Origin of the sequence: Shewanella sp. SM101 (assembly GCF_025654465.1) — a bacterium.
Classification (GTDB): domain Bacteria; phylum Pseudomonadota; class Gammaproteobacteria; order Enterobacterales; family Shewanellaceae; genus Shewanella; species Shewanella oncorhynchi.
This window is the reverse complement of the sequence record NZ_JAKKRH010000008.1, coordinates 1-13,510: the sequence shown is the minus strand read 5'-3', so window position 1 is coordinate 13,510 and position 13,510 is coordinate 1. Positions and strand designations below refer to the sequence as shown.

10 protein-coding genes, 1 tRNA gene and 1 pseudogene are annotated in these 13,510 nt (G+C 42.9%); 10 read left to right on the top strand and 2 right to left on the bottom strand.

The window, feature by feature from the left end; genetic code table 11:
• The first annotated feature begins 194 nt into the window (after positions 1 to 194).
• Together L5M38_RS06100 and L5M38_RS06095 are read left to right on the top strand one after the other, a co-directional pair.
• A complete protein-coding gene (locus tag L5M38_RS06100) occupies positions 195 to 653 on the top strand; it encodes a GNAT family N-acetyltransferase (protein WP_263166393.1) in 459 nt (152 codons plus the stop codon).
• Between the two features lie 161 nt (positions 654 to 814).
• A complete protein-coding gene (locus L5M38_RS06095; RefSeq protein ID WP_263166392.1) occupies positions 815 to 1,750 on the top strand; it encodes a M14 family metallocarboxypeptidase in 936 nt (311 codons plus the stop codon).
• Between the two features lie 221 nt (positions 1,751 to 1,971).
• Here L5M38_RS06095 and adhE read toward each other — a convergent pair whose 3' ends face one another.
• A complete protein-coding gene (gene adhE / locus L5M38_RS06090; RefSeq protein WP_263166391.1) occupies positions 1,972 to 4,575 on the bottom strand; it encodes a bifunctional acetaldehyde-CoA/alcohol dehydrogenase in 2,604 nt (867 codons plus the stop codon).
• A 318-nt stretch (positions 4,576 to 4,893) separates the two neighbouring features.
• On the opposite strand from adhE, the gene L5M38_RS06085 reads away from it, so the two are divergent.
• From L5M38_RS06085 to L5M38_RS06050, 8 genes are all read left to right on the top strand, one after another.
• A complete protein-coding gene (locus L5M38_RS06085) occupies positions 4,894 to 5,526 on the top strand; it encodes a YchE family NAAT transporter (protein ID WP_006081420.1) in 633 nt (210 codons plus the stop codon).
• A 279-nt stretch (positions 5,527 to 5,805) separates the two neighbouring features.
• On the top strand, positions 5,806 to 7,800 hold the full coding sequence (locus L5M38_RS06080; protein WP_263178578.1) for a methyl-accepting chemotaxis protein: 1,995 nt from the start codon (positions 5,806 to 5,808) through the stop codon (positions 7,798 to 7,800).
• A gap of 213 nt (positions 7,801 to 8,013) precedes the next feature.
• A tRNA-Ser gene (locus L5M38_RS06075) sits at positions 8,014 to 8,101 on the top strand.
• Between the two features lie 357 nt (positions 8,102 to 8,458).
• Positions 8,459 to 9,694 (top strand): tyrosine-type recombinase/integrase, encoded by a 1,236-nt coding sequence (locus L5M38_RS06070; RefSeq protein WP_263178577.1) that lies wholly within the window; start codon positions 8,459 to 8,461, stop codon positions 9,692 to 9,694.
• 172 nt (positions 9,695 to 9,866) lie between these two features.
• Entirely contained in the window at positions 9,867 to 10,943 is a 1,077-nt protein-coding gene (locus L5M38_RS06065) for a cytoplasmic protein (RefSeq protein ID WP_263178575.1), read from the top strand.
• 118 nt (positions 10,944 to 11,061) lie between these two features.
• Positions 11,062 to 11,274, top strand: coding sequence for a helix-turn-helix transcriptional regulator (locus L5M38_RS06060; RefSeq protein WP_126492074.1), 213 nt, complete (start codon positions 11,062 to 11,064; stop codon positions 11,272 to 11,274).
• A 37-nt stretch (positions 11,275 to 11,311) separates the two neighbouring features.
• The gene (locus L5M38_RS06055) at positions 11,312 to 12,775 is read left to right on the top strand and encodes a YfjI family protein (protein WP_126492073.1); all 1,464 of its coding nucleotides are present in this window, start codon (positions 11,312 to 11,314) and stop codon (positions 12,773 to 12,775) included.
• Between the two features lie 336 nt (positions 12,776 to 13,111).
• Positions 13,112 to 13,273, top strand: a complete 162-nt coding sequence (locus L5M38_RS06050; RefSeq protein ID WP_263178574.1) for a hypothetical protein — start codon at positions 13,112 to 13,114, stop codon at positions 13,271 to 13,273.
• Between the two features lie 7 nt (positions 13,274 to 13,280).
• Here L5M38_RS06050 and L5M38_RS06045 read toward each other — a convergent pair.
• Positions 13,281 to 13,510, bottom strand: a pseudogene (locus tag L5M38_RS06045) (IS4 family transposase); the annotation flags it as partial.

Below are 13,510 nucleotides of genomic sequence, written 5' to 3'. Positions count from 1 at the left end.
CCCTGATAGGATTATCATCGGCGAGTCATTTAATGCTCAACTGACAATCACAGTATTTTTAGTCTGTATTTAAACTAAGCGTTTTCTGACCAAATGTATTTTGATTAAGTGCCTTTTGATTCAGTATCTTAAAAAGCCAGACTTTGTTCTGGCTTTTTATTGTGTCATGAAATGTTTTTAATCAAGGAGTTAAGATGAAAATTCGAGCCGCAACCTTAACTGATATCCCTGAAATAAGCGTATTACTCACTCAATTAACCCAAGAATTTATCGCCCCAACTTGCACTGCTGAGGGCACTGCAATCTTAGTCAATGCCATGTCGATAGAGGCGATTGGTAGCTACTTTGCTATGGGTTATCAGTACCATGTCGCCATAACGGACTCAGGCCAACTCGCAGGCGTAGTGGGGATGAAGGCGAATAGCCACTTGTACCATCTTTTTGTCGCCTCCCATGCACAGGGGCAAGGCGTGGCGAGAATGCTGTGGGAACATGCCAAAGCTCAATGTTTAGCCCAAGGCAATCCGGGGGTGTTTACCGTGAACTCGGCGCTGAATGCGCAGGCTGTGTACTTAGGCTTTGGCTTTGTGCCTCTTGGACCCGAGCGAGAACGCGGCGGGATCCGTGATATTCCCATGCAGCTATTGCTTTAGGTTGACTGTATTCATTTATCATCCGAACACGAGCACTATCATTCGACTGAATAGTAATTCAACGAAAAAGCTTGAGCGAAAAGAGCTTGAACGAAAGCACTAGAGTGCAAAGAACTTGAATAAAAAGAACTTTACCGAATAGAACTAAAAATAGAGGAATTATGGCAAATTTAACATTTTATCCCATCGGCACCGTAGGCGAAAAATGGGGCGAGGCTGAAAAAGCTGCATGGCTTGCAAGCGCCAAAATCAAGCGTTCGTATCAGGACGATGTCGTGACGCCACTCAAGGCGATGGAAGCAAAGCTATCTACGCTTGGGTTTGGCATTGTGCAATATGGCGCCTTATCGATTAATGCCGATCGTTACCCATTATTTGCGGTAAAAAGCCAGCAGTTTGATCCACAAAAGCCAACCGTGCTCGTGACTGGTGGCGTGCACGGTTACGAAACCAGCGGTGTTCATGGTGCCTTGGCATTTTTAGCGGATAAGGCGGCTCATTATGTTGATCGCGTCAATCTTGTCATCGCCGTGTGCGTGAGTCCTTGGGGTTACGAAACCATCAACCGTTGGAACCCTAAGGCTATCGATCCTAATCGCTCATTTTATGCCAATAGTCCAGCGGAAGAATCGGCGGCCTTGATGGCCTTAGTCGCATCCGTAGAGCAAGATTTTGATGTGCATGTGGATTTACATGAAACCACTGATTCAGATGAATTAGAATTTCGTCCAGCGCTTTGCGCCCGTGATGGTAAAGAGTACGTCAAAGGAACTATCCCAGATGGTTTTTATGCTGTGGGTGATACCGAACATTCAATGGATGCTTTCCAAAAAGCCATTATTGATGGCGTGAGCAAAGTGACGCACATTGCTCCTGCCGATGAGAAAGGCGAGATCATTGGCTCGACTGTGGTGCAGCACGGGGTGATTAACTATCCGCTTAAGTCATTAGGGCTTTGCAGCAGTGTCACTGGCTGTATCTATAACACAACGACAGAAGTGTACCCAGATAGCCCAACGGCCACGCCTGCCGAATGTAATCTGGCGCAGGTTGCAGCCATCACCAGCGCCATTGATTATGTACTGGCACAGCGTTAGTCACAGTTTGTTGTGATGTTCAGCTTAGTGATCGTAAGTGAGTGATGCCCAGTTGAGTTAGCTGCTAGTGAAGTCATTTTGCGTGCGATCGATTAACGCATCGACTCCTTAATTAGGTCATCCACGGAACATCACGCAATAAAAAGCCCTCATTCGAGGGCTTCTTCATTTATGTCGCGCGGCTTTTATTAAGCACGAGCCTAGCATTGGCAGGCGATAACCTAGTTGTTGTCGCTATAGTCACGGCCATAATAGCTATCGAGGAACAGTTGTTTCAGCTCGTTAATCAATGGGTAACGTGGGTTGGCACCGGTACATTGATCATCGAACGCATCTTCGGCTAATTCATCTAACTTGGCGAGGAAGTCGGCTTCGTTGACACCGGCTTCTTGGATAGAAGCAGGAATGCCAATCGTCTTCTTGAGGTGTGTGATTTTCTCAAGCAATTTTTCGACTTTTTCTTCATCCGTCTTTCCGCCTAGTTTCAAGTGATCTGCGATGGCAGCATAACGGCACAGGGCTTTTGGCCTGTCGTATTGGCTAAAGGCCGCTTGCTTAGTGGGCAGATCCGTTGCGTTAAAGCGTATTACGTTGTTGATCAGCAGCGCATTGGCTAGGCCATGGGCGAGATGGAACTCGGCGCCCAGTTTGTGTGCCATTGAGTGGCAAATCCCAAGGAAAGCGTTAGCAAAGGCGATACCCGCAATAGTGGCGCCATTGTGGACCTTTTCACGGGCGACAGGTGATTGTGAGCCCAAGTTGTAGGCATCGGGTAAATATTTGCACAGTAAATCGAGGGCTTGCAGCGCTTGGCCATCACTGTACTCATTAGCCATCACGCTAACATAGGCTTCCAATGCATGGGTCACCGCATCTATGCCACCAAAGGCGGTGAGGGATTTAGGCATGTCCATCACAAGATTTGGATCAACAATCGCCATATTGGGCGTGAGTTGATAGTCGGCAATCGGGTATTTTTTACCTGTAATTTCGTCTGTCACTACCGCAAAAGGAGTGACTTCTGAGCCAGTACCTGAGGTGGTAGGAATTGCTACCATCATGGCTTTGGTGCCCATTTTAGGGAATTTGTAGATACGTTTACGAATGTCCATAAAACGCAGCGCCAAATCGGCAAAATCCACATCTGGATGCTCGTACATCACCCAAATAATCTTAGCCGCATCCATTGGTGAGCCGCCGCCGAGCGCAATTATCACATCGGGTTTAAAGCTTTGAGCGACCTTAGCGCCTTGACGGACTATGGCTAAGGTGGGGTCGGCTTCAACATCGTAAAAAATTTCGGTTTCAAGGCCTTGGGCTTTTAAAATCCGCATGGTTTCATCGCAATAACCGTGATTGAACAAAAATCTGTCTGTGATGATTAAGGCGCGTTTTTTATCGCTCAGTTCTTCGAGCGCGATGGGCAAACTACCGCGGCGGAAATAGATAGATGCAGGAAGCTTATGCCACAACATGTTTTCGGCCCTCTTAGCGACGGTTTTTTTATTGATTAGATGACTCGGGCCAACGTTTTCTGAAATCGAGTTGCCGCCCCAAGAACCACAGCCTAAAGTGAGCGAAGGTGCCAGTTTGAAGTTGTACAGATCGCCAATACCGCCCTGTGAAGCTGGGGTGTTGATCAAGATACGCGCCGTTTTCATTCTAAAACCAAAGGCATGTACACGTTCGGTTTGGGTATCTTGGTCGGTATAAAGCCCTGATGTGTGGCCAATGCCGCCGAGTGCGACTAAAGCTTCAGCTTTATCCATGGCATCGTTAAAGTCGATGGCGCGGTACATACCAAGCAGTGGTGATAATTTTTCATGGGCGAAGGCTTCGCTGTCGCAAATATCGGTGACTTCACCGATCAACACTTTGGTCCAGTGCGGCACTTCAAAGCCCGCCATTTGCGCGATACTGGCGGCGCTTTGGCCAACGATATCGGCATTTAAGCCACCATTTTTTAAAATGACCTGCTGCATCGCCGCGGCTTCATCCTTCGACAGCATATAGCCACCGTGGGTTGCGAAACGCTCTTTAACCTGCTCATAAATACTGTCGACCACAATTACCGCTTGCTCTGACGCACAAACCACACCGTTATCGAAGGTTTTTGACATGAGAATCGAACTGACTGCGCGTTTGATGTCGGCGGTTTCATCGATAACAATAGGCGTGTTACCCGCACCTACGCCAATAGCAGGTTTACCGGAAGAGTAGGCGGCTTTCACCATGCCAGGGCCACCCGTTGCGAGGATTAAATTCACCTTAGGGTGAGTCATTAATTGATTCGATAGTGCAACGCTGGGTTCATCAATCCAACCAATAATGTCTTTGGGCGCGCCCGCGGCTATGGCAGCATCAAGCACTAATTTTGCTGCAGTTGTGGTCGATATTTTGGCCCTAGGATGGGGCGAGAAGATGATTGCGTTACGGGTTTTAAGGCTGATTAAGGCTTTAAATATCGCGGTCGATGTGGGGTTCGTGGTGGGGACTATGCCACAGATAATGCCTACGGGTTCAGCAATGGTAATAGTACCGAAGGTGACATCTTCAGATAAAATTCCGCAGGTTTTTTCATCTTTATATTTGTTATAAATGTATTCGGAGGCAAAGTGGTTTTTAATTACTTTGTCTTCAACTACACCCATGCGGGTTTCTGCAGCGGCCATTTTGGCCAGCGAGATACGCGCATCGGCAGCGGCAAGGGCCGCTGCACGGAAAATTTTATCGACTTGCGCTTGGCTGAATGTTGCATACTCGGCTTGTGCTTTGGCCACTCGCTCGACCATGAGATCCAGTTCTTGTGCATTGGTCACTGTCATGATTAATACTCCTAAAAAGATTTAGTGAATCAAGGCATTCACTAAATCCTCTTTATGGTAGAAAATTACACCTAAAGCCGCGTTGAAAGTGTGATATCAACGACAATATCGTGCTTTTATGTAATAAAACTACACTTAGGGTGACTTGTTTGTTTAAAATTGCGCTGAAAATGCATCGGCTTCGATAACTAAATATTATTCGAAGTTGTGATTTAACCTCAAAAATCTCATTTTTCAGTCAATAGCGCTTGAGATACTATACTTGCCCTCAAGCTTATTTTGATGAAGACGGCGTGACACGCACATAAGGATAGTCCCTTGGAGTTAACTCTTTACGTTAAATTTTTTCTTGGCCTCGTTGCCATCATTAATCCGGTTGGCTTGTTGCCTGTGTTTGTGAGCTTAACCAGCCATCAAACGGAGGCTGAGCGGAATCACACGGGTAAAGTAGCGAACTTTGCGGTTGTGGTGATTCTCTTAGTCACGATTGTGGCGGGGCAGCACATTCTGAATATGTTCAGCATTTCGTTATCTGCCTTTAGAATTGCTGGTGGCAGCCTGATTGCCATTATTGCGATGTCAATGTTGCAAGGTAAGTTAGGTGAAGTGAAGCGTAACCAAGAGGAAGACCGCGAATCCTCGGCGATGGAATCTGTGGCGGTTGTGCCTTTGGCTTTGCCACTGATGGCGGGACCTGGCGCTATCAGTTCGGTGATTGTCTTTGCCGCTGAGCATAATTCATTGTCGAACATTATTGCGATGTTCATTACTGTGATAGTGTTTGGTTTAGTGAGTTTTGGCCTGTTTAGAATGGCATCTATCATTTATAAGATCCTCGGCAAAACGGGTATTAACGTGATTACCCGTCTTATGGGACTCTTGATGTTATCTATTGGTATCGAAGTCATTGCGGCTGGTGTGAAGGGATTATTCCCACAGCTTTTCAGTTAGAGTCATCTTCAGTCACAGTATTAAGTGTTCCTTTCTCTAGAAAAACGCATTGGAATTTTCAATGCGTTTTTTATTTCTATCTGATCCTTGTTTGACGTTTCTCAAGTTTGCTCTGCGATTAGCAAAATCTAAACAATTGATGGAATATGGGGGAAATCCTCGTTTATCAGGCTATTAGCTTGCGCAATTTCCATAAACCTTAGTCGTCCTACGGTTGATATTATGCTATACCTAGTGTTCGGTGTTTGGATCTAAAACTCAGTTTAAAAGGATATTTCTATGAAATGGCAATGGATTGGTAATCTCAGTCTAAAACAAAAATTATTAATGGTTGTCTTGCCTCCACTGTTAGCCTGTTTTTTATGTGGCACGCTTTACCTCATTGAAAAATATGAATATAGAAAAGATTTAACCTTAGTGGTGCAATTAAGCGAGCTAGCCGTCACCAACAGTAATTTAGTGCATGAGTTACAAAAAGAGCGCGGCATGAGTGCTGGATTTATTGGCTCAGCAGGAAAAGCGTTTGCGGGTAAAATACCTGATCAAAGACAATTAACGGATACGCAGCTCGGCCTCTATCAGCGTTTTATCACTGAGAATCATCTGCCGGAGATATTTGCCCCAAAACTTAGAGAGCTAAACGCTCAACTCGGGCGTTTAAATGCAATCCGCTCGCAGGTGGATAGTTTAAGTATCAGTGTCGCCGATGAAGTTGCCTATTACACTGAGTTAAATAAGTTATTACTGACAATAGTCGATGAAACCGCAAAAACGGGTGCGAATCAAGAAATCGCCATTAAAGCGACGGCTTTTAGTGCTTTTTTGCAATTAAAGGAAAGGGCGGGGATTGAAAGGGCGGTACTCAGCTCAACCTTTGGCCAAGCTGGATTTAAGCCTAAGGTTTATGCCAAATTTATCACTTTGGTTTCGGAGCAAAATACATATCAAGAGCGTTTTTTAGCGCTAGCAAATTCTGATTTATTATCCTCGTTTAACCGTTTACAGAGTTCAGCTGCAATGCATGACGTTGAGCTGTTACGTCAAATCGCATTCGAGCAAGATAATCAAAAAATCCTGCAACAAAGTCCCGAAGAGTGGTTCAGTAAATCGACGGCGCGGATTGAGCTATTACGTGAGTTTGAACAGCAAGTCTCGGCAGATTTACTTAATACCACCCATGAAAGATTAACCTTAGCGAATGAGAAAATGTTCTTAGTGCTCGCGACCTTAATCTCAGTATTGGCGATAGTATTGATATTGAGTCTATCTGTTATCCGTTATTTGCATGACAGTGTGCATCACTTATATTCGACCATCACGCAAGCCCGTAAACATTACGACTTAAGTGTGCGTCTGACTCACTCTAGCTCCGATGAATTCGGTGAACTCGCCATCGCCTTTAACGACATGATGAGTGATTTTGAAAAAGTGATCCTACATGTACGTTCCAGTGGCGCTAGATTGCAACAAGCTGTGGCGCAAATGGATCTCTGTACCCATGCCATGGAGCAAGATGTGGTGGCGGGCCACAGTGAGGCAGAACAAGTGGCCTCCGCTATGACAGAAATGAGCGCAACAGTGGCCGAGATTGCCAGCAATGCAGTGCAGGCATCCGAAGCGTCTTCCGCTGCCAATATAGAGGCTAAAGAAGGCAACCTCGAAGTCGGCCGAACCAGCAAAGCGATCAAAGCGTTAGCCGACGATATTAGTGGAGCTTCTAAAGCCATTAACGATTTAGACCGTGAAATTCACGGCATAGTGGTAGTGCTTGAAGTGATCAGCAGTATTGCTGAGCAAACTAATTTACTCGCGCTTAATGCCGCCATTGAAGCTGCCCGCGCAGGGGAAATGGGCCGCGGTTTTGCTGTAGTTGCAGACGAAGTCCGAAGTTTAGCGCAGCGCTCACAAACCTCGACCTCTGACATTAAAAATATGACAGATAGATTGAAGGCGGGAGCGAGCATTGCAGTAAAAGCCATGGACAGAGGATTAGCTCAGGCTAATAGCAGTGTCCATGAAGCTGAACAGGCAGGTATCGAATTGAAACGTATTGTGGAGCAAGTAGACATTATTGACCGCATGAACGAGCAAATTGCTACAGCAACTCATGAGCAATCGGCGGTATCCGAAGACGTAAATCGTAATGCACTGAAGATCAGTGAGATTTACCTTAATACTCAAAGGATCTCCGATGAGCTTAGGGAGCTGACCAAAGCCCTGACGTTTGACGCGAATTCAATGTCAAAAGAAGTGCACAAATTTACCGTCAATTAACGGTATAAAACGGTGAAAAGATTCAAGAAATCACGTCGGTTTGTTTAGCAATTGTGCAACCGCCTGAAACTGAGTCTTTTTTACTTGACCCCCTTTAGGCTTTTGCGTACAGTACCGCTCCGTTAACGATGAAAGCCTCTCGGCAGGGCTATATAAAATCGTTAATGATTCTTGAACGTGAAAGATTAACCACGCTAACATAAATCGACATATGGTGAGGTGTCCGAGTGGCCGAAGGAGCACGCCTGGAAAGTGTGTATACGGTAACGTATCGAGGGTTCGACTCCCTCTCTCACCGCCAAATTCAAGTTTAAAGACGTCCTAGGACGTCTTTTTTCTTATCTGCTTTTTATAAAAATCAATAACTTACAATCCTATATTGTTTAATGCCATCCTACAGCATCCGAAATCTTTAGTAATGCCAAAAGTAATGCCAAGGAAATTTGGCAAATTTTGGCATTACTTTTTACTTCAAAAAATACCCATTTTTTATGCCGTTTTTTTACTTGATTTTCTCGATTTTATAGCCCAGATTTAACTTGGCAATATCCTGATTTATCTGAATTTATTCAGTGATAAGTAATGCTTGATTTTAGAGTGCGAAATAATGCCAAAATCAAGCATTACTTTGGGGCTTAATTTGAGGGAGGAGAACGGTATGGGAAGAAGTACAAATAAGCTGACTGCAAAAGCGGTGCTCAATGCTAAAGCGGAAGCAAAGCCCTATAGATTGTCAGATGGTGGCAATCTCTATCTCTATGTGCGCACAGCAGGGAAAACATGGGAATTTAGATACATACGTCCCTCCACCAGCAAACCCACCTATTTTGGTTTAGGCTCATATCCTGACGTATCCTTAGCTGAGGCGCGAGATAAAGCACTAGAAGCGCGAAAACATTTGGCCGAAGGCATCGACCCTCAATTACTTAAAGTTGAAAACAAATTAAAAGCAGCAACAGAGAACGCTCAAACTCTCAAGCATATTGCGCAAATGTGGATGGACTCAAAGCAGGGCAGTATTAAAGCTAAAACCATTCAAGGTAATTGGCGCAAGCTTGAGCTGTATGCCTTCCCTAAGCTGGGAAGTATTGCGATTAGCAGACTGACGGCTCCCATAGCCATTGCCGCGCTAAAGCCCCTAGAGCAGAGAGGACATCTTGAAACGGTTAAACGTACCGCTCAGTTGCTGAATGAAATCATGAACTATTCGGTTAACTCTGGTTACATTCATGCCAATCCGTTGTCAGGTATTCGAGAAGTTTTTAGAAAAAGCAAAGTGGAACATCTGAAGGCATTAAAACCAGCAGAGCTAGCTGAGTTGCTGCAGACCGTCGCAAACGCCAATTTACTGTTAACGACTCGGTGTTTGATTGAATGGCAATTGCACACAATGACCAGGCCAAATGAAGCGGCCGGAGCCCGTTGGGAAGAAATCGATTTTGATGCCAAACTTTGGACTATTCCTGAATCGCGCATGAAAATGAATCGTGAGCATATTATCCCGCTTACAGAGCATACCCTCGCGATACTGGAAACTGTTAAGCCGATTGGTGAACACAGCCAATTCGTTTTTCCGTCTTCTAAAGATCCCAAAAAGCACACAGATCCAGAAACCATCAACAAAGCATTAGGGCGCATGGGATTAAAGGGAAGAACAACGGGTCATGGTTTACGCTCGCTGGCGAGCACTACCTTAAACGAACAAGGCTTTGATGGTGATGTTATTGAGGCTGCGTTAGCCCATGTTGATAAAAACCAAATCCGCAGTGCCTATAATCGCACTACCTATCTAGAGCGACGTACCAAGTTAATGGAGTGGTGGAGCAATCATATTGCCACTGCAGCAGTGGGCTCTTTGTCAGTAACTGGCTTAAGAGATCTGAAAGTGGTTTAGAGAGGATTTAGGTTAGGCCAACACTCCGGTCATCCTCGTGGCTTTACTGTGATTTTATCCTTATTTTATCTAAGCAAAAGATTTGTCTCAAATTTTAGAATGAAATGGGATTTTGGTGCTATTTCTGCTATTAGTAGTAAAAATAGCAGGTTAATGTGGAGTGGTAGCTTCAATGGGTCGAATTATAGAGTTATCGAAAATAAAGTTAAACACAGATTTTACCAGTGTTTTGGTTTATCTATTTGAACAAAATAAACCTGTTTTAATTGAAGTTCCCGCTAACATAAATGTCTGGGTTACCTACAAAGGTGATAAAAGTTTATTCAGAAGAAATTTGCGCACAACCCGTGGCTTAAATGCTCATACTAGGTTTAAGGGTAAACCTAATGTCGTTAAACCAGTATTTGATGCTCACTTAATTAAACATGCTTCATATGTTCAGTTGAAAAAAGAAGATTTAAATGTGCTTTTAAAACAAAGGCGATGCAGCGTAAGAAATCCTCTCGCTATCTTGTTTTTTGATTCAAATGGTGATATTGAAATTCTTGATGGAAAGGGATGTCAAACAGAATATTTACGCCAAAAACAAGGTTCGATGACTGAGTTTGATATGTTTTTTGCTAGAAATTCTATTGAAGTAGAATTTGTTTTTTCAGCTAAATCAGTAAATGAATGGAAGGAAAATAATTGCATTGAAAATGAGTTTAAAGATTTAAAGGCATCTGTTGATTCAGTATATGTGTATGAAATGGATGTTGTTAAATTTATTGTCGAAGATGTAGATAAAAAAACATCTATAAGCGATATACCAATAGATAGTCCTTACTATATTGATGACATGTTACGTAAACAATCAGACCTTGACGAATTATCTATCTTAGGTTTCCGTTATTATTGGGGGAAAACAGCTAAGCTACCTAAAGCTAAAGGATTGGTAGAGTTGATTATGAATCAACTCGGTTATGCTCAAAAAAAGGCAGAAGCGGCGGCTTTTTTTCTCAACCCTAATCCTGATGGTCGATGCGGTAAAACTAAATCGATTGCAGATGGTTGCCAGTTTCCATACTTAACTCACTGCCTCGAGCATTTTTGGCATCATAAGCAGGCTTACGATAAAAATATAACATCTGAAATACAAAAGTTTTTAGAGGGATCAGAGGGAGAAGGCTTTTCGAGTGATAATGCTAAATATGCTGAATTAATTTTAAGACCGAGAGAATTTCTTAGGGCACCAAAAAAACGCATATAATACAATTAATAATGCATTTTAGGTGAGCTAGGGGGACCGTTTTTACCCCGTTTATTCATGCTTGATAACCATCTAATCTCAGGGTTGTAGACGTTTATTCACAACTCTGAGGACGATTATGAACACAACTCTCACAAGCAATTCCATTATTAGACTGAAGACCTTGGTTCAGCTTACAGGGCTTTCGCGTTCAACTATCTACGATAAACTCAATCCCAAATCCCCCAGGTTTGATCCACTTTTTCCTCGAAAAGTTTGCCTTGGCGCTCGTGCCGTTGGCTGGTACATGCAAGAAGTCGAACAGTGGCTACAAGGTAGAAGATTTTACTGACCTTAAGAGTGATTAACTTATTAAATAAAGGTGGATTATGAATAGTTATTATTACCAGAAATTATTTCCAATCTCCTACGGTTATGTTCCAAATCTAACCGTCGCTCCTAAGATGGAGAAAGCGTTTGAAGAAGTAAGAGCATTGCTGCAAGCACCCGATGGTATGATCTTGGCTTGTCAGTTAACGTCGATGGCAACAGCCATGCAAGGGGTGTTCAATGTTGAAATACCTACTCGGAAAATCGCTCCCGTATCACTCATGGTAATGACCATAGCACAATCGGGTGAACGTAAATCGACCGTTGATAACTTGTTCATGGGAGAGATTAAAAGTATTGAAAAAGAACAAGAGGCTGTTTATCAGAAAATTTTAAAAGAGTACAACATTCAGATGGATATACATAAGGCAAAAAAAGCAAAATTAAAAAAGACTATTACGCTGGATAATGCTGAAAATGAAGAGACGACCCAGCAATTGGTAGCATTATCTGAACAAGAACCTACAAAACCTCGAGCCCCTAGAGTGATATATGAGGATACCACCAGTGAAGCGTTACTTGATGGTTTAAAAAATGATCTGCCTAATGTTTTTTTCGGCTCCAGTGAAGGAGATCTAATATTTAAAAGTAGGGTTATGAGCAACGCTGCTAATTTTAACCCGATGTGGAGTGGTGATGATATGACGGTAAATCGAAAAACCTCACCATCATTTAAATTAAACGATATTCGACTATCGATGCATATCATGGTGCAACCAGATACGTTACAGAACTTTTTGAATAAGTCTAACGTTAATGTCCGTGATAATGGATTTCTATCTCGGATGTTGATCTGCGAGCCACTTTCTACCTGTGGTTTTCGCCAAGCTAATGGTCATCGGCATTCCCGTGAGGGTATCGAAGAGTTTAATTGCAGGATTAGACAACTACTCGAGCAGTCTTTGGGATTAGTTGATTATTGGCATCGGAAAAAGGTGGTTTTTTCTTCGGCAGCTGAAAAAATCTGGTGGAATATTTATAATGACATCGAAACTAAAATGGCTCCCGGGGGCATGTATGCATGTGCAAGAGACCATGCATCCAAGTTATCAGAGAACATTGCCAGAGTTGCCGCCTTGATCCATTGTTTTGAACATCCAGACGATTTTGAAATATCTTCACAATCTTTGTGGTTAGCCGTTGAGTTGTTAAGTTATTTCTCAAGAGATTTTATGCGAGTCTTTTGCCCTCCGCCTAAATATGTACTGGATTCACAGGAGCTGATCGCATGGTTTCAGCCATTTACCGCTTCGGGAATAAGATATATAAGAAAGAATTATATTTTACAATATGGTCCAAACTGTATTCGTAAAAAAGCCGACTTACAATCTGCATTAGATTATTTAAAGCAAAGCAACCCAATGGCTGAAGTTTTTATAGGTAAGACTAGAGTAATGGACTTATTTTGCAATCAAGAACCTGACAATGCTCAACTAGCTGAAAATCTGGCGCGCTATTTATGAGTGTTACTTTTTAATCGACATAAGTGCTTAACGTTTATGGTTTGTTTCTCAAGATTTATTTTTTCTCATAGTATGCATATTAATTCAGAGTGGTGATAAATATTTTTGCAGTGAACTTTATTATCTAAATTTAAAATATCGCTTGAGTTTGGTTGGTTTTCGGTAATTTTAATTTAGGGTTTTAATAGTATTATATCTGTGTTTTATATGTTTCTTGCTTAATGTTTTTAATTTGGTTGTCTGGTGTATTACTTGGTTGTTTTGTATTCATCAAAATTAGTGTGTTAATTTTGAGTGGTTAACTACACCCTTTAAATAATGATGGGAGAGTGAGTTATGGATAGTATTATTAATAGGAATTTAACGGTGCTAACAACACCTCGATATGATGGATTGCAAACACTTTATTTTAAGAATGGTGCTATTGAAGAATATCTGAATAAAATTTCAAAGGTTATAAATGGCGTGGTTATGGAGTATTCAAAGGCTGTCTCTTGATCAGATCTCATAGCGTTTTTCCGGCTTCAAAAAGGGCTTTGGCTAATCGATAGCCCTTTACTTGAGCCTGAAGATCATCCCATCCTTCCCAAATCGTGGTCCAGCTAGCCATTCCCGTGCGCTTGCTATCATTAAAGCCGCCTAATTTCGCCAGAGACTGATAGGCCCACTTCATATTTGGTGCCTCTTTGCCTTTGTGCGCCCTTGGCTTGTAGAGCGCCATCAGTACTCGCCATT